This window comes from Microbacterium sp. 22242, from assembly GCF_052045495.1.
Lineage (GTDB): Bacteria > Actinomycetota > Actinomycetes > Actinomycetales > Microbacteriaceae > Microbacterium.
Window position 1 is genome coordinate 19,894 of record NZ_JBQEOZ010000001.1, and the last position, 20,027, is coordinate 39,920.

At 71.3% G+C, this 20,027-nt stretch carries 17 protein-coding genes; 10 read left to right on the forward strand and 7 right to left on the reverse strand.

All coding sequences use genetic code 11. The features are described 5' to 3' along the window. Positions 1-113: 113 nt before the first annotated feature. Positions 114-1,970, reverse strand: a complete 1,857-nt coding sequence (ilvD, locus tag ACTJJZ_RS00120; protein ID WP_440719132.1) for a dihydroxy-acid dehydratase — start codon at positions 1,968-1,970, stop codon at positions 114-116. A gap of 85 nt (positions 1,971-2,055) precedes the next feature. On the opposite strand from ilvD, the gene ACTJJZ_RS00125 reads away from it, so the two are divergent. Then, positions 2,056-2,841, forward strand: a complete 786-nt coding sequence (locus tag ACTJJZ_RS00125) for a helix-turn-helix transcriptional regulator (protein ID WP_440719133.1) — start codon at positions 2,056-2,058, stop codon at positions 2,839-2,841. A 56-nt stretch (positions 2,842-2,897) separates the two neighbouring features. On the opposite strand, the gene ACTJJZ_RS00130 is transcribed toward ACTJJZ_RS00125, so the two are convergent. The 3 genes from ACTJJZ_RS00130 to ACTJJZ_RS00140 form a co-directional block, all read right to left on the reverse strand. Then, the gene (locus ACTJJZ_RS00130) at positions 2,898-4,370 is read right to left on the reverse strand and encodes a glycosyltransferase family 39 protein (RefSeq protein ID WP_440719134.1); all 1,473 of its coding nucleotides are present in this window, start codon (positions 4,368-4,370) and stop codon (positions 2,898-2,900) included. A gap of 56 nt (positions 4,371-4,426) precedes the next feature. Beyond that, on the reverse strand, positions 4,427-5,248 hold the full coding sequence (locus tag ACTJJZ_RS00135; RefSeq protein WP_440719135.1) for an IclR family transcriptional regulator: 822 nt from the start codon (positions 5,246-5,248) through the stop codon (positions 4,427-4,429). A gap of 64 nt (positions 5,249-5,312) precedes the next feature. After that, on the reverse strand, positions 5,313-6,446 hold the full coding sequence (locus ACTJJZ_RS00140; protein ID WP_440719136.1) for an NAD(P)/FAD-dependent oxidoreductase: 1,134 nt from the start codon (positions 6,444-6,446) through the stop codon (positions 5,313-5,315). 365 nt (positions 6,447-6,811) lie between these two features. Between ACTJJZ_RS00140 and ACTJJZ_RS00145 the strand changes: the two genes are divergently transcribed. From ACTJJZ_RS00145 to ACTJJZ_RS00155, 3 genes are all read left to right on the forward strand, one after another. Then, the gene (locus ACTJJZ_RS00145; protein WP_440719137.1) at positions 6,812-7,804 is read left to right on the forward strand and encodes an SIS domain-containing protein; all 993 of its coding nucleotides are present in this window, start codon (positions 6,812-6,814) and stop codon (positions 7,802-7,804) included. Positions 7,805-7,813: 9 nt separating this feature from the next. Next, the gene (locus ACTJJZ_RS00150) at positions 7,814-8,722 is read left to right on the forward strand and encodes a PfkB family carbohydrate kinase (RefSeq protein ID WP_440719138.1); all 909 of its coding nucleotides are present in this window, start codon (positions 7,814-7,816) and stop codon (positions 8,720-8,722) included. Positions 8,723-8,796: 74 nt separating this feature from the next. After that, on the forward strand, positions 8,797-9,936 hold the full coding sequence (locus ACTJJZ_RS00155) for a LacI family DNA-binding transcriptional regulator (protein ID WP_440719139.1): 1,140 nt from the start codon (positions 8,797-8,799) through the stop codon (positions 9,934-9,936). On the opposite strand, the gene ACTJJZ_RS00160 is transcribed toward ACTJJZ_RS00155, so the two are convergent. The 3 genes from ACTJJZ_RS00160 to ACTJJZ_RS00170 form a co-directional block, all read right to left on the reverse strand. After that, a complete protein-coding gene (locus ACTJJZ_RS00160) occupies positions 9,914-10,651 on the reverse strand; it encodes a GntR family transcriptional regulator (RefSeq protein WP_440719140.1) in 738 nt (245 codons plus the stop codon). The two genes, ACTJJZ_RS00155 and ACTJJZ_RS00160, sit on opposite strands and share 23 nt — an antisense overlap. A gap of 61 nt (positions 10,652-10,712) precedes the next feature. Continuing rightward, positions 10,713-11,498: a PfkB family carbohydrate kinase gene (locus tag ACTJJZ_RS00165; protein WP_440719141.1), complete on the reverse strand. Its 786-nt coding sequence runs from the start codon at positions 11,496-11,498 to the stop codon at positions 10,713-10,715. A 7-nt stretch (positions 11,499-11,505) separates the two neighbouring features. Continuing rightward, positions 11,506-12,519, reverse strand: coding sequence for an SIS domain-containing protein (locus ACTJJZ_RS00170; protein WP_440719142.1), 1,014 nt, complete (start codon positions 12,517-12,519; stop codon positions 11,506-11,508). A gap of 280 nt (positions 12,520-12,799) precedes the next feature. Here ACTJJZ_RS00170 and ACTJJZ_RS00175 point away from each other — a divergent pair, with 280 nt between their 5' ends. The 6 genes from ACTJJZ_RS00175 to hutU all read left to right on the forward strand — a co-directional run bounded on the left by ACTJJZ_RS00175 (position 12,800) and on the right by hutU (position 19,932). Then, entirely contained in the window at positions 12,800-14,119 is a 1,320-nt protein-coding gene (locus ACTJJZ_RS00175; protein ID WP_440719143.1) for an ABC transporter substrate-binding protein, read from the forward strand. A gap of 13 nt (positions 14,120-14,132) precedes the next feature. After that, positions 14,133-15,095 (forward strand): carbohydrate ABC transporter permease, encoded by a 963-nt coding sequence (locus ACTJJZ_RS00180; protein WP_440719144.1) that lies wholly within the window; start codon positions 14,133-14,135, stop codon positions 15,093-15,095. Beyond that, positions 15,089-15,925, forward strand: coding sequence for a carbohydrate ABC transporter permease (locus ACTJJZ_RS00185; protein WP_440719145.1), 837 nt, complete (start codon positions 15,089-15,091; stop codon positions 15,923-15,925). Before ACTJJZ_RS00180 ends, ACTJJZ_RS00185 begins: the two co-directional genes overlap by 7 nt. Positions 15,926-15,938: 13 nt before the next feature. Further along, positions 15,939-16,583, forward strand: coding sequence for an HAD family hydrolase (locus ACTJJZ_RS00190; protein ID WP_440719146.1), 645 nt, complete (start codon positions 15,939-15,941; stop codon positions 16,581-16,583). A 108-nt stretch (positions 16,584-16,691) separates the two neighbouring features. Further along, positions 16,692-18,233, forward strand: coding sequence for a histidine ammonia-lyase (gene hutH, locus ACTJJZ_RS00195; RefSeq protein ID WP_440719147.1), 1,542 nt, complete (start codon positions 16,692-16,694; stop codon positions 18,231-18,233). Continuing rightward, positions 18,226-19,932: a urocanate hydratase gene (gene hutU, locus ACTJJZ_RS00200; RefSeq protein WP_440719148.1), complete on the forward strand. Its 1,707-nt coding sequence runs from the start codon at positions 18,226-18,228 to the stop codon at positions 19,930-19,932. The genes hutH and hutU overlap by 8 nt, the downstream gene beginning before the upstream one ends. The last annotated feature ends 95 nt before the right edge of the window (positions 19,933-20,027 follow it).

The window sequence follows — 20,027 nt, forward strand, 5'->3', positions numbered from 1 at the left end:
CGTGGTGTCTCATGCTGAATGTGGTTTCTCGCCGGGATCCCGGACGACGCCGGGCTCCGGGACGCCGGGCTCCGGGACGCCGGGCCCCGGGACGACGGGCCTGCCGGCCGGGCTTACAGCTCCGGGACGACGCGGATCGCGCCCTTGTCGGCGGACTGGGCGAAGTGCGCGTAGGCGCGCAGCGCGGGGCTGACCTCGCGGACGCGGTTGCGCGGCCGGTAGCCGCCGTTCGCCTCGAGGTGCTCGCGGCGGCGCTCCAGCTCCTCCCACGGCACGTCGAGCTCGAGCTTGCGGGTGGGGATGTCGATCGAGATGATGTCGCCGTCCTCGACGAGCGCGATCACGCCGCCGGCCGCCGCCTCGGGGGAGACGTGGCCGATCGACAGGCCCGAGGTGCCGCCGGAGAAGCGGCCGTCGGTGACCAGCGCGCAGGCCTTGCCCAGGCCGCGCCCCTTGAGGAACGACGTCGGGTAGAGCATCTCCTGCATGCCGGGACCGCCCTTGGGGCCCTCGTAGCGGATGACGACGACGTCGCCCTCCTTGACCTGCTTGTTCAGGATCTTCTCGACCGCCTCGTCCTGCGACTCGCACACGACGGCGGGGCCGGAGAACGTCCAGATCGACTCGTCCACGCCCGCGGTCTTCACGACCGCGCCGTTCTCGGCGATGTTGCCGTGCAGCACGCCCAGCCCGCCGTCCTTCGAGTACGCGTGCGCCACGTCGCGGATGCAGCCGCCCTCGGCGTCGGTGTCCAGCGAGGCCCAGCGCTCGGACTGCGAGAACGCGGTGGCCGAGCGGCGGCCGCCGGGCGCCGCGTGCCACAGGTCCTCGGACACGTCGGAGGCGGATCCGCTGCGGATGTCCCACTCGTCCAGCCACTCGCCGAGCGTCGCGGCGTGCACGGTGTGCACCGAGTCGTCGAGCAGCCCGCCACGGCGCAGCTCGCCGAGCAGCGCGGGGATGCCGCCGGCGCGGTGCACGTCCTCCATGTAGTACGTCTTGCCCCCGGCGGAGTTCGGGGCGACCTTCGCGAGGCACGGCACGCGTCGGGAGATCGCGTCGATCTCGGCGAGCCCGAAGTCGACCCCCGCCTCGTGCGCGGCGGCGAGCAGGTGCAGGATCGTGTTCGTGGATCCGCCCATCGCGATGTCCAGCGCCATCGCGTTGCCGAACGCGGCGTGGGTCGCGATGCTCTTCGGCAGCACGCTCTCGTCGTCGCCGTCGTAGTAGCGCTTGGCGATGTCGACGACCAGGGAACCGGCCTTCTCGTACAGCGCACGGCGGGCCGTGTGCGTCGCGAGCACCGAGCCGTTGCCGGGCAGGGAGAGGCCGATCGCCTCGGTGAGGCAGTTCATCGAGTTCGCGGTGAACATGCCGGAGCAGGATCCGCAGGTCGGGCAGGCCGACTCCTCGATGCGCAGGATGTCGGCGTCGGAGATCTTCTCGTTCACGGCGTCGCTGATCGCGTCGACGAGGTCGAGGGAGCGCACGGTGCCGTCGACCAGAGTCGCCCGGCCCGCCTCCATCGGGCCGCCGGAGACGAACACCGTGGGGATGTTCAGGCGGAGCGCGGCGAGCAGCATGCCGGGCGTGATCTTGTCGCAGTTCGAGATGCAGACCAGGGCGTCGGCGCAGTGCGCGTTGACCATGTACTCGACCGAGTCGGCGATGAGGTCGCGGGAGGGCAGCGAGTAGAGCATGCCGCCGTGGCCCATCGCGATGCCGTCGTCGACGGCGATCGTGTTGAACTCGCGCGGGATGCCGCCGGCCTCGTTGATCGCCTCGGACACGATGCGGCCGACCGGGGCGAGGTGGGTGTGGCCGGGGACGAACTCGGTGAACGAGTTCGCGACCGCGATGATGGGCTTGCGGCCGAGGTCCGCGCCGTTCACGCCGGCGGCGCGGAAGAGGGCGCGGGCGCCGGCCATGTTGCGTCCGTGGGTGACCGTGCGAGAGCGATAAGCGACCATGGTGACCATTGTGGACCCGTCCCGGGATTCTGCCGAGCCCGGGCGCGAGGAGGGTTTGTACTAGTACTCCGGGTACTGTGTGAGAGTGATCCGTCCGCGCACCCCCCGGCGTGAGCAGCTGGGGGAGTTCCTCGCCTCCCGCCGCCGCGCGGCCAGCCGGTCCGCACTCGGCCTTCCGCTCGCTGCGCGGCGGGGCGACATCGGGCTCAGCCGCGAGGAGGTGGCCGCGCTCGCCGGGGTCAGCGCGAGCTGGTTCACCTGGCTCGAGCAGGGCCGCGACATCGGCGTCTCCCGGCAGGTGCTGGGAGCCGTCGCGCGCGTCCTGCAGCTCAGCCCCGCCGAGACCGACTACGTCGTGCGGCTCGCCGGTCCCGCGGAGGACGCCGCGGCGGAGGAGACGGAACGGATCCCGGATCACCTGCAGCGGCTCGTCGACGCGCTCGACTTCCCGGCGTTCGTGGTCGCCAGCGACTGGGCGATCGTCGGCTGGAACGAGCCGTACTCCCGGCTGTACGCGCCCATCGACACCGTGGATCCGGCCGACCGGAACCTGCTCTGGCTCATCTACACGGACCCGCGGCTGCGCCGGATGCTGCCGGACTGGGACCAGGAGAGCCGCCGCTTCCTCGCCGAGTTCCGCGCCGAGTCGGGCGTGCGGCTGAGCTCGGACCGGCACCGCGCGCTGATCGGGCGGCTGCTCGCGGCGAGCGAGGACTTCCGGATCCAGTGGGCCGAGCACGCGGTCGAGCGCTTCGCGTCCCGGCAGCGCGAGTTCGTGCACCCGTCCGACGGACCGCTCGTGTTCGAGCACCACAGCCTCGTGCCGGCCGACGCACCCGGGCTGACCGTCGTGATGTACGTCCCGGTCTGAGCTCTCCCGTCCCCGAGCGAGCGGGGCGAGCGGGGCGCGACGATGGGTTGCGCGGCTCAGGGACGCTCGAGGTGCAGCACCGTGGTCACGTTGACGCGGTGGCGGGCCACGATCCGGTAGCCGAGGGACTGCAGGTGCGCGACGTCGGGGGAGCGCTCGGGATCCGGACCCCGCTCGAGCACCCAGACGCGGCCGCCGAGGTCCGCGGCGGTGAGCGTGCTGTTCGGGCGTGTGCGGTCCCAGAGGCCGGCGCGAACGCGGAAGGGCGTGATCAGGGCGGGATCGCGCAGACCCGAGACGTCCGTCGGATACACGCCGGCGATCAGCCGCGGCTTCTCCGAGTCCTTGGGGCGCTCGTCGTAGACGACCGCGTCGCCGGCCCGCGCGTGCCCGTGCAGATAGGCGGCGGCCTCGCGCCAGTCGCTGCCGTCCTTCGCGAAGGGTTCCCGCTGGACCACCAGGTTCGGGACGAACGCGGCGAGCACGACCGCGAGCAGGACCGCGCCGGCGGTCGTCGCGGCCACGGGGACGCGGCCGGCGGCCCAGCGGGCCGCGGAGAGCACGCCGCCCGCGACGAGGATCGCCGCCGCGGGCGTGCAGAACGACAGATAGCGGACGGTGTACATCGGCGCGATCAGCACGCTGCCGAGCAGCACGGCGGCGGTCGGCAGCACCAGCCACAGCAGGCAGAGCGTCGCCAACCGCACCCGATCCGGGTCCCGGGGGCGGGGACGGAACACGGCGACCAGCCCCACGACGATGAGCGTCCAGCAGACGATCGCGGTCGCCGGGTCGAACCACTGCAGCGCGAGCACGTCGAGCGGGGTGAGGTAGTCCCGGTCGGCGAGGAAGCCGATCTGGTTCCGCTCGGAGGCGGCCAGCCGCACGATGGGGGCGGCGAGCACGACGCCGAGAGCCGCCGAGGCCGCCCACCGCCGGAGCCGCCGCCGGTGGAAGAGGACGACCAGGACCGCGTGCACGACGAGCAGCAGGGCGAGGTAGAGGAAGACGTAGATCCCCACGGCGATGCCGACCGCGTAGGCCGCCCAGCCCCACCAGCTGCGGCGGCGGTCGAGCAGATCGATGAGCAGCACCGTCAGCCACACGGCGATCGCGGATCCGATCGCGTACGAGCGGCCCTCCGCCGCCATCACGGCGGTGCGCGGCAGCAGAGCCGCGATCAGCCCGGCCGCCAGTGCGAGCCGCGGCCCGCCGCAGCGCCCCGCGAGCACCGCCGTGCCCGCGGCCAGGAACCCGGCCGCGATCGCGCTCGGCAGCCGCACGGAGAACTCGCTCGCGCCGAACAGGCCGATCCAGATATGCAGGAACGCGTAATAGACCCCGTGCACGCCGTCGACGGTCTGCAGCATCCGCCACAGCTCAGGCCAGCTGCGCGTCGCCGACATCACGCTCGCCGCCTCGTCGCCCCAGAACGAGGGGATCCAGGATCCCAGCACGCCGAGCGCCGTCGCCGTCGCACCGGCGATCATCGCGATGCGTCCCAGGCGCGATCGGGAGGACGTGGGCACGGATCGAGACTGGCGTCCGCGGCTGTGAACAGGCTCCGCGGCGCGGTGCGCGGTCGTCACCGTGCGCCGTAGCCGAGGCGGCGCTGCAGCTGACGTGCGGTCTCGGAGACCTGGTCCGCGATCCGGTCGGCGTCGACCGGGGCCTCCTCCGACCAGGTGACGGCGACGGCGGCGACGGGCCAGCCGACGTGGTCGCGCACCGCGACGCCGATCGAGCGGAAGCCCGCGGTGATCTCGCCGTCCTCTCTCGCGAAGCCCTCGCGGCGCACATCCCGCAGCACCTCGCGCAGCTCGGCGGGCCGGCTCGGGCCCCGGCCGGTGCGCTCGGCGAAGGCCCGCGCGTCCGGGTAGAGCGCGCGCACCTGCTCGCGCGGCAGCGCGGCGAGCATCGCGCGGCCGGTCGCCGTGAGGTGCGCGGGCAGGCGCACCCCCACGTCGGTGATCAGCGCGGGGCGGCGCAGGGCGCGCTCCTCGACGATGTAGAGCACGTCGCGTCCGGTCATCACGGCGAGGTGCGCGCTCTCGCCGAGACGGTCCGCGAGCCCCGCGAGCAGCGGCCGGCCGAGGCGTGCGAGCGGCTCTTGACGCGCGTAGCCTCCCGCCAGCTCGAACGCGCTCGTGCCCAGCCCCCAGCGCCGCTCCTGCGGCAGATGGACGACGAACCCGTGCGCCTCGAGGGTCGCGAGCAGGTGGTAGACGCTCGATCGGGGGATCCCCAGCTCGCGTGCCAGCGCCGACGCGGCCACCGGGCCGGCGCGCCGGGCCAGGAACCGCAGGATCCGGAGCGTCTGGTCCGCCGCCGGGACCTGCGGACGGTCGTCGCGGGCGCCCGCAAGCACGGCGGCGCTCGACTCGGGGACCTCGCGCTCAGAGCTCATCCACTCAGGATCCCACGCCGGGTTCTCCGGAGCAGGAGCGCGGGCGCACGCCGTGCGGGACGGATCAGGCCGGCGATGCGAACCGGCCGGGGCGGAATGCGGAGAGCAGGGGCGACACGGATCCCGTGGCGATCTCGTCGGCCAGCAGCTCGCCCGCGATCAGGCCCTGGGTGGCCCCGCTGTGGCTGAACGCGACGTACAGGCCCGGGACCTCGTCGATCCGGCCGTACACCGGCTCGCCGTCTGCGGGGACGGGCTTGTAGCCGGATCCGATCCGCGCCAGCTGCAGGTGCGGGTGGCCGGCCAGCACGCGCCGCGCCTCGTCGAGCAGCCGCGTCACGACCGCGTCGGGGATGTGCAGGGATCCGTCCTCGCGGACCTCGATCGAGCGTTCCGACCAGCCGGAGTCCATGGCCAGGCCGCCGTCGACGGTGCGGCGGATCGCCACGTGCGGGGTGTTCAGCGTCGTGTCGAGGGCCGTGTCCACGGGAGCCGTGAAGGCGACGAACGCGGGGGGACTGGACGTGCCGATCTCGATGCCGAGCTCGGAGAGCTGACCGGGCACCGAGGGGCCGGTGGCGAGCAGCACCGCGTCGCCGCGCACCTCCTCGCCGCCGGCGGTGCGCACGCCGACCGCCCTGCCGTGCTCGACGATCGGACGCGAGGTGCCGGCGCGCTCGAGGACCGACCCGCCGCGGGAGACGACCTCCTCGGCGAGCAGCGCGATCACGGAGGGCAGGTCGACCCAGCCCTCGCCGGGGTTGAAGATCGCGCCCTCCTCGGCGACGGCGGCGGGATCCACGCCGGGCGCGACCTCGGCGATCCGGTCGCGGCCGACCCACTGCGCGTCGTAGCCGCGCTCGCGCTCGGTGGCGAACAGGTCGCGCAGCGATTCGCCGTCGGCCTCGTCGGCCCACATCAGCCCGCCCGTGAAGCGCAGGTACCGCGCCGCGTCGGCGTGGCGCGTGGCCCAGGTGCGCCAGCGGTCGATGCCCGCCATCCGGATCGCGAAGTACGGCGCCGGCCAGTTCCAGGCGGCGTTGAGCCAGGCCAGGGACCGGCCGGAGGCGCCGCTGGCGAGCGCGCTCTCGGTGACGAGGGTGACGCGCACGTCCTTGCGGGCGAGCTGCGCGGCGGCGGACGTGCCGAAGATGCCGCCGCCGAGGATCACGACGTGGGCGGGTTCCGCGACGGTCATGGGCTCTCTCCTGGGGTTCGGGGACCGCCTGTGCACCCGGTGGCGAGGACGAGAACCGCGCCGCCGGCCTGATACCGGTCCCATGAGGGAATGGAAGGAGCGTAATCGCCGGTCATGGTGCACGTCAAGGGCTGCCAGATCCTGCGGCTTTTCGGGACCGGCGGTCCCCGGGAGGCGCAGGCCGGGATGCGGAGTCCTCAGAACGCCGGCCGCGGGGATCCAGGGCTCCGGGGCCCTCGCCGCCCGGCCGCACCAGTCCGGAATCTGGCTCCGAATCGGGGTCTTGACCGCGGATCGGCCCTGTGTCAGGATGCTGAGGAGTGATACCGGTATCACTCTCATCCGCGAAGAAGGGGAATCCCGCTGTGCTCAAGTTCAACCAAGACGAATTCACCGCTCAGCTCTCGAGCGCCGTCGCGCTGCGCGACGACATCGAGGCGCTGGTCGCCCAGCTGGGGGACGGCGTGAAGAACGTCTACTTCCTCGGCGCCGGGGGCTCGTACGCCGAGATGATGCCGTACGCCCTGCTGCTGCAGACGAAGTCGACCCTGCCGGGCGTCGCCGCGATCGCGCAGGAGTTCCTGCTCGCCCCCGACACCGCGTTCGGCGAGGGGTCCCTGGCCGTGTTCGTGTCGGCCACCGGCTCGACGCCCGACGTCAACTCCGCGATCGAGTGGGCGAAGGCGCAGGGTGCCACCACCGTCGGATTCACGGGCGAGGCGGACAGCCCGTTCGCCCGGTCGCTCGACCACGTCTTCCTCTCCAGCGCGCACTCCTACGACATCCAGCTGCTGCTGCTCGTGACCGGGCTGCTCCGCGCCCGCGGCGAGTTCGCCGACTACGACGAGTTCGCCGGCCAGCTCGCGCTGCTGCCGGCCCTGATGGTCGACGTCGCGAAGAAGGCCGACTCGAAGGCATCCGTGTTCGCGAACAAGCACAAGGACGTCGAGTACCTGTTCGTGGTCGGATCCGGCAACGTGTGGGGGTACGCCTACCTGTACTCGATGTGCGTGCTCGAGGAGTGCCAGTGGCTGCACACCACCCGCGTGCACGCCGCCGAGTTCTTCCACGGCTCGCTCGAGCTCATCGAGAAGGACACCACGACGCTGCTCTTCTTCGGAGAGGACGAGACGCGGCCGCTCATGGAGCGGGTGCGCAACTTCGTCGAGCTGTACTCCGACGACGTCACGGTCTTCGACACCGCGGACTACGCGCTCGAGGGCTTCGACGAGAAGTTCCGCGCCCTGGTGTCGCCGCTCGTGATCGGGACCGCCGCGAGCCGGCTGAGCGCCCACCTCGAGCTGGTCCGCAACCACCGTCTCGACGTGCGCCGGTACTACCGCGTCGTCGAGTACTGAGGAGCGGCCGTGAGGGTCCTCGGATTCGGCGACAACGTCATCGATCGCTTCGTCGACCGGCGGATCGACTACCCCGGTGGCAACTGCGTCAACTTCGCGGTGTTCGCGCACGAGCTCGGGATCGAGGCGGCCTATCTGGGCGTGTTCGGATCGGACGAGGCGGGAGCCTTCCTCCGATCCGAGCTCGCCGCCATCGGCCTCGACGTGTCCCGCTGCGTCGTCCGGGAGGGCGAGACGGGCATCGCGATGGTCGAGGTGGTCGACGGAGACCGGGTGTTCCTGGGCGGCAACGACGGCGGCGTGACGGTGCGGGAGCCGATCCTGCTGACGTCGGAGGACCTGGACTACGTGGCCGGCTTCGACCTCGTGCACTCCGGGGTCTACTCGGCCACGGAGACGCAACTGCCGGTGCTCACGGACACCGGCGCTTTGGTCACCTACGACCTGTCCAGCGAGAGCCGCTTCCGCTCTCCGGAGTACCTGGATCCGCTCGCGCCGCATCTCGATCTCGCGCTGCTGTCCTGCTCGCACCTCACCGAGACGGAGACCGCGGCGACGCTGCGCTCCGTGGTGGCCCGCGGCGCCGGGATGGCGATCGGCACGCGCGGCGCAGACGGATCCCTCCTCTTCGACGGGACCGCGCTGCACCGGGCGGAGGCGGTCCCGCTGGACGCCGCGCGGCCGATCGCGGACACGATGGGCTGCGGCGACGCGTTCCTCGGCGCCGTGGTGTGCTCGCTGCTCCAGGCAGGGTGGCGCAAGGGTCGCACGCCCTCGTCGGACGCGATCGACGCCGCGCTCTCGGCGGGGTCCGCGTTCGCCGCGGAGCAGTGCTTCACGGACGGCGCGTTCGGCCACGGCCGGGCGATCCCCGAGGGCGCCGACATGTCGTTCCGCCCGTCCTCCACCCTGGGCTGATCCGGGCGCCTGTCGGCTAGATTGGCGAGACGGCGTCTCGTCACGAAGGGGTCCCGTCGCGAAAGGAAGGTGCGATGCCCGGACAACGGTCCAGATCCGTCTCCTCGCCGACGGTCGCCGAAGTCGCCGCCGAAGCGGGCGTCGGCAAGGCCACCGCGGCCAGGACGCTCGGCAACTACGGCGCGGTGAGCCCGGCGGCGCGCGCGCGGGTGCTCGCGGCCGCGGAGAAGCTCGGCTACCGGCCGAACAGCCTCGCGCGCAGCATGACCACGGGTATCACGCAGACGATCGGCGTGATCGTCGCCGACGTCGGCAACCCGTTCTTCGCCGGCGTCATGCGCGGCATCGCCGACGCCTGCGAGGCGACCGATTACACGGCCATCGTGATGAGCACCGACGAGAAGCTCGCGACCGAGCAGGCCGCCGTCGGCGTGCTCATCGACAAGCAGGTGGATGCGCTCATCATCGCCTCCGCCGCGCTGCGGCCGAACGAGACGGCGCACATCCTCGAGGCGATGAGCCGCAGGATCCCCGTCGTGCTGATCGACCGCAAGGTGCGCGGCCTGGACCTCGACGCCGTGGTCATCAACAACCGCGAGTCGGCGCGCGACGCCGTGCGGCAGTTCATCGAGTGGGGACACCGCCGCATCGCCTTCGTGTGGGGGCCGGCGCTGCCAGACGCGCTGCCGGACCGGCGGCGGCTGCTCGCATCCGCCGAGAACTGGCTGTGGAGCGAGACCGAGCGCTTGCGCGGCTACGTGGACGCGCTGGACGAGGCCGGGATCCCCCTGGATCCCGCCCTGGTCAGCACCTGCGCGCACAACGAGGAGGCGACGGTCGGGGCCGTGGGCGACATGCTCGCGATGCCGGATCCGCCGACCGCCGTGCTGACGACCGAGACCGACGCGATGGTGGGAGCGCTCCGTGCCATCCGGGCGGCGGGTCTGCGCCATCCCAGGGACATCTCGGTGATCGGATTCGACGACAGCTCGTGGGCGAGCGTGATCGAGCCCCCGCTGACGATGATCGCGCAGCCGATGCTCGAGCTCGGCCGCGCGGCGGCGCAGCACGCGTTCGCGCGGATCGCGGGCGACGACGGCGACGCGGTGATCGAGACCATCCCGTCGACCTTCGTCTCCCGGGCGTCGGTCGCGCCGCTGAAGTCGGTCGCGCCGCTGAAGGAGGATGCGGTCAGCGCTGACGGCGCACGTTGAAGCCGATCAGCGACCCGCGGTGGTAGTCCTCGGCCAGCAGGACGCGCCGTCCGGCCCTGGTCAGGCACACCTCGGTGACCAGCAGCCACGGTCCCAGTCCCGTGAGGCGATGCCGGCGCGCGAGGTCGAAGGCCAGCTCCACGGCGCTGATCCGGGCCACCGAGGACACGATCTGGTGCCCGTTCGCCTCCAGCGCCTCGGTCAGCGGCGCCGACCAGTCGCGATGGGAGATCGGTCCGGGCAGCGCGTCGCGCAGGATGTGGTCGATGCTGAACACCAGCGGCTCGCCGTCGCCGTAGCGCAGCCGTGCGAGCCGGATCAGCGGGGTGCCCTCCGCGACGTCCAGGCTCTGCGCCTGCGCCGCGTCGGCGGGGACCTCCGCGACCGAGAACACCGAGGTCGTCACCTCGTGGCCGAGCCGGCCGAGCATCTCGGTGACGCCCTCGTAGCGCGTGATCGGCCGCTCCACGATCGCGGCGGCGACCGCGGAGACGAACCGTCCCTTGCCCTGTACGGCGTCGACGAGGCCCTCCTCCTCGAGCCGCTTCAGCGCCTCCCGCACGGTCGAGCGGGCGAGGCCGAAACGTTCTGCGAGCTGCGCCTCGGTGGGGAGCCGGTCGCCGGGCGCGAGGCCCTCGTCGGAGATCATCCGGGCGATGTCGTCGCGCAGGGAGGACGTGGAGGCGCGGCCGTCGCTCCCGGCCCGGGGCGTCATGGCGCCCCCAGCGGGGAGCGGGCGTGCGTCGTCACCCTCTCATCCTGGCATCGCACCGCGCTCACTGCGGGAACCCGCCGATGTGGCCGCAGGTGCGGGCCGCCGTGCGCGCACCCGCGTCCAGCGCGGCCGGCACGTCGCGGCCGCAGAGCCGCGCGGCGATGAACCCCGCGATGAAGCTGTCTCCCGCGCCGGTCGTGTCGACGACGTCGATCGGCAGCGCCGCGCAGCGCCATTCGTCCGCGCCGTCGGTCGCCAGCGCGCCGGCTGCGCCGCGGGTGACCACCGCGAGCGCGGCGCCGCCCGCGAGAGCGGCAGCGGCGGCGGCCCTCGCCGCCGACGCGTCCTCGCCGGCAGAGCAGAAGGCGACATCGAGCCCCGCGTACCCGCCCGACACCGCGCAGTCCTGACTGATCGCGACGCCGGGTCTGACGTCGCGCAGCCGCCGCACGAGCTCTGGCGCGTCCGGCACCATGCCGAGATGCACCCAGTCGAGCGACGCCAGGCGCGCGATCTCCGCGTCCGAGGGGCGATAGTCCGCCGTGACGCCGAAGTCCTCACGCACGAAGACCCGCTCGCCCTCGCTCGTCCGCGCGATCTCGGTGACCGCCGTCGGCCCGGCCGCCGTGACGAGCCCGGAGAGCTCGACGTCGCGGTCGCGGAGGGCGCGCGCGATGGTGCGCCCGTCCGCGTCGTCGCCCACGACGCCGGAGTACGCCGCAGGGAGTCCGAGCAGCCGCAGCTGCACGGCGACGTTGAGCGCGTTGCCGCCGACCAGCACCGGTCCGCCCTGGTAGCGATCCACCGTGTTGTCGCCCACCCCGGCCACCCGCACGTCCCTGGTCATGGCCGCCTCAGTAGTCGATCCGGCGGTAGTAGCGCCGCGTGGTGAGGGGGTGGTCGCGCAGCACCTCGAGGTGCGCGCTGACCCGCTCCAGCACGGTCGCGATCAGCACGTGCGGGATGAGCGCGCGGATCTCGGGGGAGATGCCGGGGAGGTCGAAGTCCGCCGTGTCGATCACGGTCAGGCGGTCGGTCACCGACGGCACCCACCTCTCCACCCGCTCGGCAAGCGGCCGCGACGCGTCCTCGCCCTTGAACAGCAGGACGCTGACTCCGGGTTCGACGAGCTCGAGCGTGCCGTGGAAGAAGTCGGAGGCGTGGATCGGCCGGGTGCGGATCCACTGCATCTCCTCCAGGATGCACGTGCCGTAGTACCAGGCCTCGGTCCAGCTCGGGCCGGCGCCCGTCACGATGTGGTAGTCGTCGTCCCGGATGCTCTCGGCGATCGCGGCCGCGGTCGGCTCGAACGCCTCCTTCACGCCGAGGAGCAGCCGCGGCAGCTGCTCGAGCTCGGCGAGTGCGGCCTCGAAGCCGTCGAAACGGCCGAGGCGGTTCAGCAGCGCGAGCGCGATGACGAGGGACTGCAGGTAGAACGATTCCGACGAGGTGTCGTCCTCGGCGAAGGCGGTGAAGGCGACGTCGGCCTGCTGCGCGACGGGGGAGTCCGCGTGGGCGGTGAGCGCGATCACCTTCGCCCCGCGCTCCTGCGCATACTCCAGCACGGCCACGGCCTCGCGGGTCGTCCCCGACAGCGACGGGATCACCACGATGGACTGCGGACCGAGGTTGGCGGATCCCATGGCGACGAGCTCGGCGGCGTTCTCCAGGTGCACCGGGAAGTCGCCGTTCCGCGCGATCAGCTGAGCGGCGGGCTCCATGAGCCGGCCGGCGCCGCCGGCGCCGAGGAAGAAGAGGTTCCGCGCTCCGCCGTCGAGCAGCTCGCCGACGAGCTGCTGCAGGGGCCGGGCGAGCGCGAGCGCTCCGGATTCGATCCGGAGGAACCGCTCCGCGTCGAAGTTCAGCATGCCTGGGTCCTTTCCCAAAAGGGTGATACTTGTCGGACAACAGTGTGAATGGTCTGATGAATCCTGTCAAGAGGGCGGGTTTCCGCATGATTCCGGGCATCGCGCCGCCGCACCGCCGAGATCGGCATGTGGCCCATGGGGAACTTCTCCGCACGGATCCCTCACGACCCGGCTCAGGTATCACGTTTTCGACTCATGATTGACACCGGTATCAACTTCGTGTCAGACTGCCCGTGTCCGGTTGAGGGCAGCGCACGTTACAGAGAGGTGAGTGCGAAGAATGAGGCCAACACGAAAGACCAGGTTCCTGGCGGCGACGGCGTTCGCCGCGGTCGTCCTCAGCGGCTGCTCCGCGCAGTCGGGTGGGAGCGGCTCCGCGTCCGTCGACCTGAACAAGGTCGACTATCACGGGACGATCTCGATGGTGAACAAGTTCTCCGACCCGAGCGTGTCGAAGTTCTTCCCGGAGATGGCGAAGGAGTTCGAGAAGGCGCACCCCGGCGTCACGGTCAAGGTCCAGCAGGAGTCCGATCAGGGCTACAAGGACAAGATCAAGGTGCTCGCGTCGTCCAACAGCATCCCCGACATCTACTTCTCCTGGCCGGGCTCGTACGCGAAGCAGTTCGTGGACGCGGGGCTCGCGCTCGACCTGACCTCGGCGATCGGCAAGGGCACGTCGTGGAACGAGTCGCTGGCGCCGTCGGCGGTGCAGGCCGGCGCCTACGACGGGAAGAACTACGGGGTCCCGATCGATCTCGACGCGAAGTTCATGTTCTACAACAAGAAGATCTTCGCCGACAACGGGATCACCGTGCCGAAGACGTTCGACGACCTGCTCTCGGTCTGCAAGACGCTCAAGGCGAAGGGCATCACGCCGGTCAACTTCGGCAACAAGGACGGCTGGCCCGCGCTGCACTACGTCACGCAGCTGAACGCGTACAACGTCCCGGCGGCGACTCTGGACAAGGACTACTCCTCGGACAAGGGCTCCTACACCGACCCCGGCTACGTCAAGGCGCTCGACCAGTTCACCCAGGTGATCGACCAGTGCACGGTGACCGGGACCTCCGCCAACGGCATCGACCACACGGATGCCCAGGTCGGCTTCGGCGCGGACAAGTCGGCGATGATGTACCTCGAGTCGCTCGAGATCGGGCTGCTCAAGGACACGCAGGCCGACAAGGACGGCTTCGGCCTGTTCCAGCTGCCGCCGCCGGACGACGCCAAGGGCGACACCGGCGCGCTGGTCGGCGCTCCCGACCTGCTGATGGTCAACCCGAAGTCGAAGAACCCCGCCCTCGCGGTCGCGTTCCTGAAGTTCGTCGTGTCCAAGCAGGGGGCGTCCAAGATGCCCGACCTGATGAGCGGTTACCCGAGCCCGGTCAAGGACTCGCTGGACGCTGCGACCACCCAGCCGCAGGTCGTCGAGGCCATGTCGGATCTGGCGAAGGCGTCGAGCCTGGCGATCTGGCTGGACACCGTCGCCTCCCCGCAGGTGGCGCAGGCCTACCTCGCCGGCGGCGAGTCCCTGGTCGGCGGCAGCGGTTCGCCGAGCAGCGTGATGAAGTCCGTGCAGCAGGCCGCTGCAGGATCGAAGTGAGCGGAGCTCTCCCATGAGCCACATCACCGTCACCGAGGCGATCGTCACGCGCGGTCGCACCGGACGGCGAGGCCCTTCCGGCCGCCGGTCGCCCCTCCGGGCGATCGGCGGCTGGAGGTCCTTCCTCTGGGTCGTGCCGGGCCTGCTCCTCGTCGCCGTCTTCGTCTACTACCCGCTCCTGGAGAACATCTATCTCAGCTTCTTCCAGTGGTCGGTGTTCAAGCCGATCCCGGAGTTCGTCGGCGGCGACAACTACGCGCAGGCGGCGCAGGACCCGATCTTCTGGCGGTCCCTGTTCAACAACGTCGCGTACGCGGTCGTCTCGCTGATCTTCCAGGTCGTCGGCGCGCTGATCCTCGCCGCGCTCGTCGAGACGTTCGTGCGCAAGCACGGCGGCATCCTGCGCGCGATCTACTTCATCCCGTCGGCGATCTCGCTCACTGTCGCCGGCCTGCTGTTCTACTTCATCTACCAGCCGCAGACCGGCCTGCTGAACGAGTTCCTCCGCGTCGTCGGACTCGGCGGCTTCGCGCACGCCTGGCTGGGGCAGGAGTCGACGGCCATCTGGGCGATCATCGTGATGAGCCAGTGGCAGAGCTTCGGCTACACCGCGCTGCTGTACTCCGTCGCCATCCAGCGCATCCCGCGCGAGCTCTACGACGCCGCCGACCTCGACGGGGTCGGCTCGCTCGCCCGCATCTGGCACATCACGACGCCGCTGGTGCGGGAGATGAGCACGCTGCTCATCATCGTGACCGTCACCGGAGCGTTCCAGGTGTTCAACGAGGTGATGGTGATGACGGCCGGAGGGCCGAACAACAGCAGCCAGGTGCTGGGCACGTGGCTCTACCACGCCGGCTTCATCAACAACGAGTTCGGCTACGCGGCGGCGATCGCCACGGTCGTGTTCGTGATCACGATCGCGCTGGCCATCGTCCAGCTGTGGATCGCCCGTCGAAGGAGGGTCGAATGGTGACCAGGATCCGTTTCGCCGGCATCGTGCTGCGGCTGCTGATCTGGGGCCTCCTGCTCGTGATCGCCCTGATCGTGGTGATCCCGCTGATCTGGATGCTGCTGAGCAGCCTGAAGGTCAACCAGCAGTTCCTGTCCGACCCGTTCGGCCCGCCGACCACGCTGAACTGGAAGAACTACGTCGACGCCTGGAACCTCGGCGTCGGCCAGTACATGATCAACAGCGTGATCGTGACGGTCGTCTCGATCATCGCGACCACCCTGATCAGCGCTTGGGCGGCGTTCGGCCTCACCAAGCTGACCATGCCGTTCTCCCGCACCGTGCTGTTCCTCATCGTCGGCGGCATGATGCTGGCGCCCACCGTGGCGCTGATCCCGCTGCTGCGGATCCTGCAGGGGCTGGGCATCTACGACTCGCTGCTGGGGCTGATCATCCTGTACACGGCTTTCCGGATCCCGTTCACGACGTTCCTGATCCGCTCGTACATGGTCGATCTGCCGCACGAGGTCGACGAGGCGGCCCGGTTGGACGGCGCGTCCAGGGCGCAGCAGTTCTGGCGCCTGACGCTGCCGATGTCGATGCCGATCGTCGTCTCCGCGGTCATCCTGCAGTGCCTGTTCGCCTGGAACGAGTACCTGTTCGCGTTCATCTTCGTCAGCAGCACAGACACGATGACGCTGCCGGTCGGTCTCGCCAACCTCGCATCCAAGCTGTCGACCAACTACCCGATGGTGTTCGCCGGGATGACCCTGGCGTCCGTCCCGATGATCCTGTTCTTCTTCGCCGCACAGCGCTTCTTCGTGCGCGGCCTCGCCGAGGGGATCGGGAAGTAGTGGGGCGCGGCGCGTGAGCGCCCCGGCGCTCGTCATCTTCGACTGCGACGGAGTGCTGGTCGACAGCGAGACGGTCGCGGCCAGGGTCAGCCAGCGGGTGCTCGCCGACCTCGGCTTCGAGGTGCCGATGCCGGAGATCCTCGACCGGTTCGCCGGGGCGTCCGCGGAGGTCTTCGAGGCGGGCATCGCCGACGTGATCGGCCGGCCGCTGGAGCCGGGCTGGGACTCCGCGTACCACCACTGGTACGCGGAGGCCTTCCGCACCGAGCTGCGGCCCGTGCCCGGCATCCGCGACGCGCTGGCAGGGCTGCGCCTTCCGCGGTGCGTCGCTTCGAACAGCGGGCGGACCAGGATCAGGGAGACGCTCACGCTCACGGGCCTGCTCGAGCACTTCGAGGGCCGCATCTTCAGCGCGGAGGACGTGGCGCGCGGCAAGCCGGAGCCGGATGTGTTCCTGCGGGCCGCGGAGTGCATGGGCGCCACGCCCGACCAGTGCGTCGTGGTCGAGGACAGCCCCTTCGGGGTGCAGGCGGCGCGGGCCGCGGGGATGCGCGTGCTCGCCTACGCGGGCACGGTCCCGGCGCAGCGGCTCACGGGCGCCGGCACGTTCGTGTTCGACGACATGGCCGCGCTCGCCGGCCTCATCGACGCGCTGTAGGACCTCGAGCCGGCCCCACGCGCCGCCCTATCCCGATTGTCTGGTATCGCAGACAGCGGAGGCGCGTTCGGCCTGTTCACGCGGATCCCGAGGGTGTGGAATCGTCTCATGCCTCATACTTCCCCTGTCATCGTCGGTGCGGCGCCGCTGCGCCCCGAGGATGTCGTCGCCGTCGCCCGCCACCACGCCGCCATCGTCATCGACCAGGGCGCGCTCGACCGCGTCGCCGCTGCGCGCGGTGTCATCGACGGGATGGCCGCCGACCCCAAGCCGCACTACGGCGTGTCCACCGGATTCGGGGCGCTGGCGACCACGTTCATCGCCCCGGAGCGCCGCCGCCAGCTGCAGCAGAGCCTGATCCGCTCGCACGCCGCCGGCACCGGCGCCGAGGTCGAGACCGAGGTCGTCCGCGCGCTGCAGCTGCTGCGCCTGCAGACCCTCGCGTCCGGCCACACCGGCGTGCGCCCGCAGGTCGTGGAGACCTACGCCGCGATGCTGAACGCCGGCATCACCCCGATCGTCCGCGAGTACGGCTCGCTCGGCTGCTCGGGCGACCTCGCCCCGCTCGCCCACATCGCGCTCGCCTCGATGGGCGAGGGCGAGGTGCGCAACGCCGCCGGCGACCTCGTCCCCGCCGCCGACGCGCTCGCCATGGCCGGCATCGAGCCGCTGCAGCTCGTGGAGAAGGAGGGCCTCGCCCTCATCAACGGCACCGACGGCATGCTCGGCATGCTCGTGCTCGCGCTGCACGACCTCGAGGACCTGCTGATCACGGCGGACATCTCGGCCGCGATGTCGATCGAGTCGCAGCTCGGCACCGACGCCGTCTTCGCCGCCGACCTGATGGCGCTGCGCCCCCAGATCGGCCAGGCCGTGTCGGCGTCGCACCTGCGCTCCTTCCTCGGATCCTCGCCGATGGTCGCCAGCCACAAGGGTCCCGATGACGGCCGCGTGCAGGACGCCTACTCGCTGCGCTGCTCGCCGCAGGTGCACGGCGCCGCCCGCGACACCGCCGCGTACGCCACCACGATCGCCGAGCGCGAGCTCTCCAGCGTCGTGGACAACCCCGTCGTGACCAGCGACGGCCGCATCGAGTCGAACGGCAACTTCCACGGCGCGCCCGTCGCCGCCGTGCTCGACTTCCTCGCGATCTCGGTGGCCGACGTCGCCTCGGTCGCCGAGCGCCGCACCGACCGCGCGCTCGACCCTGCCCGCAGCCACGGCTTGCCGCCGTTCCTCGCTGACGAGGTCGGCGTGGACTCCGGCCTGATGATCGCGCAGTACGCGGCGGCCGGCATCGTGTCGGAGCTCAAGCGCCTCGCGGTGCCCGCGTCCGTCGACTCGATCCCGTCCTCCGCGATGCAGGAGGACCACGTCTCGATGGGCTGGGCCGCGGCCCGCAAGCTCCGCCGTGCGATCGACGGCCTCGGCCGCGTGCTCGCGATCGAGATCCTCACCGGCGCCCGCGCCCTCGACCTGCGCGCGCCGCTCGAGGCGGGGCCAGCGACCGGCGCCGTGCGCGACCTGGTCCGCACCGTGGCCGGCGGCCCCGGCCCCGACCGTTTCCTCTCTCCCGACATGGAGGCCGTGACCGCGCTCGTGCAGTCCGGCCGGATCGCCGCTATTGCGAAGGAGCACGCGAATGACTGACACCACCACCATCTCGGTCCCTGAGCCTGTCGAAGGGCCGACCCTTTCGGACCCGACCCGGTCGATCCGGGCGACCCGCGGCAACCAGCGCACCGCGAAGAGCTGGGGCGCCGAGGCCGCGAAGCGGATGCTCATGAACAACCTCGACCCCGAGGTCGCCGAGCACCCCGAGGACCTCGTCGTCTACGGCGGCACCGGCCGCGCCGCGCGCAGCTGGGAGGCGTACGACGCGATCGTGCGCACCCTCGACGAGCTCGAGCCCGACGAGACCCTGCTCGTCCAGTCCGGCAAGCCGGTCGGCGTGTTCCGCACGCACGAGTGGGCGCCGCGCGTGCTCATCGCCAACTCCAACCTCGTCGGCGACTGGGCCACCTGGCCCGAGTTCCGCAAGCTCGAGCAGCTCGGCCTGATCATGTACGGCCAGATGACGGCCGGATCCTGGATCTACATCGGATCCCAGGGCATCCTGCAGGGCACGTACGAGACGTTCGCCGCGGTCGCCCGCTCGCTCGGCAAGGACTCGCTCAAGGGCACTCTGTCGCTCACCGGCGGCGCCGGCGGCATGGGCGGCGCGCAGCCGCTCGCCGTCACGCTGAACGAGGGCGCCTGCCTCATCGTGGACGTGGACGAGTCGCGCCTGTCGCGCCGGGTCGACCACGGCTACCTGGACGTCTACTACACCGACCTCGACGAGGCGATCGCCCGTGCCGTCGCCGCGAAGGACGCCGGGGAGGCCCTCTCCGTCGGCATCGTCGGCAACGCCGCCGAGGTCTTCCCTGAGCTGTTCCGCCGCGGGGTGCCGATCGACATCGTCACCGACCAGACCAGCGCGCACGACCCGCTCGCCTACCTGCCGATCGGCATCTCGGTGGCGGACTGGAAGGCCGAGGCCGAGCGCGACCCCGAGGAGTTCACCCGGCGCTCGCGCGAGTCCATGGCCGCGCATGTCGCCGCCATGGTCGCGTTCCAGGACAAGGGCGCGGCGGTGTTCGACTACGGCAACTCGATCCGCGCCGAGGCCGTGCTCGGCGGCTTCGACCGGGCGTTCGAGTTCCCCGGCTTCGTGCCGGCGTACATCCGCCCGCAGTTCGAGGAGGGCCGCGGCCCGTTCCGCTGGGCTGCCCTCTCGGGCGACCCTGAGGACATCTACAAGACCGACCGCGCCATCGCCGAGCTGTTTCCTGAGGACGCGGCGCTGCACCGCTGGCTGGAGAAGGCCGGCGAGAAGGTCCACTTCGAGGGGCTGCCGGCCCGCATCTGCTGGCTGGGCTACAAGGAGCGCCACCTGGCGGGCCTGAAGTTCAACGAGATGGTCGCCTCGGGCGAGCTGTCCGCCCCGATCGTGATCGGGCGCGACCACCTCGACTCCGGGTCCGTCGCCTCGCCCTATCGCGAGACGGAGTCCATGAAGGACGGCTCGGACGCGATCGCCGACTGGCCGCTGCTGAACGCGCTGCTGAACACCGCATCGGGCGCGAGCTGGGTGTCGCTGCACCATGGCGGCGGCGTCGGCATCGGCCGCTCCATCCACGCCGGCCAGGTGACCGTCGCGGACGGCTCGGCCCTCGCTGCGGAGAAGCTCGAGCGCGTGCTCACCAACGACCCGGGCACCGGCGTCATGCGGCACGTCGACGCGGGCTACGACCACGCCAAGGACATCGCGCGGGAGCGCGGACTCAAGGTCCCGATGGGGCTCTGAGACAGACGGCGTCCCGCGCTGCGCACTCCGTCGGGGGATGGGGGCGCGCAGCGCGGGACGCGACACTTCGCGGAGGAGGTCCGGTCGCTGAGCTT

What these genes read in the sequence shown, in the direction of transcription:
- ilvD (WP_440719132.1), bottom strand. Translation starts at nt 1,970, where the DNA reads ATGGTCGCTTATCGCTCTCGCACGGTCACCCACGGACGCAACATGGCC.
- ACTJJZ_RS00135 (WP_440719135.1), bottom strand. Translation starts at nt 5,248, where the DNA reads ATGAGCTCTGAGCGCGAGGTCCCCGAGTCGAGCGCCGCCGTGCTTGCG.
- ACTJJZ_RS00140 (WP_440719136.1), bottom strand. Translation starts at nt 6,446, where the DNA reads ATGACCGTCGCGGAACCCGCCCACGTCGTGATCCTCGGCGGCGGCATC.
- ACTJJZ_RS00155 (WP_440719139.1), top strand. Translation starts at nt 8,797, where the DNA reads ATGCCCGGACAACGGTCCAGATCCGTCTCCTCGCCGACGGTCGCCGAA.
- ACTJJZ_RS00160 (WP_440719140.1), bottom strand. Translation starts at nt 10,651, where the DNA reads ATGACGCCCCGGGCCGGGAGCGACGGCCGCGCCTCCACGTCCTCCCTG.
- ACTJJZ_RS00165 (WP_440719141.1), bottom strand. Translation starts at nt 11,498, where the DNA reads ATGACCAGGGACGTGCGGGTGGCCGGGGTGGGCGACAACACGGTGGAT.
- ACTJJZ_RS00170 (WP_440719142.1), bottom strand. Translation starts at nt 12,519, where the DNA reads ATGCTGAACTTCGACGCGGAGCGGTTCCTCCGGATCGAATCCGGAGCG.
- ACTJJZ_RS00175 (WP_440719143.1), top strand. Translation starts at nt 12,800, where the DNA reads ATGAGGCCAACACGAAAGACCAGGTTCCTGGCGGCGACGGCGTTCGCC.
- ACTJJZ_RS00180 (WP_440719144.1), top strand. Translation starts at nt 14,133, where the DNA reads ATGAGCCACATCACCGTCACCGAGGCGATCGTCACGCGCGGTCGCACC.
- ACTJJZ_RS00185 (WP_440719145.1), top strand. Translation starts at nt 15,089, where the DNA reads ATGGTGACCAGGATCCGTTTCGCCGGCATCGTGCTGCGGCTGCTGATC.
- hutH (WP_440719147.1), top strand. Translation starts at nt 16,692, where the DNA reads ATGCCTCATACTTCCCCTGTCATCGTCGGTGCGGCGCCGCTGCGCCCC.
- hutU (WP_440719148.1), top strand. Translation starts at nt 18,226, where the DNA reads ATGACTGACACCACCACCATCTCGGTCCCTGAGCCTGTCGAAGGGCCG.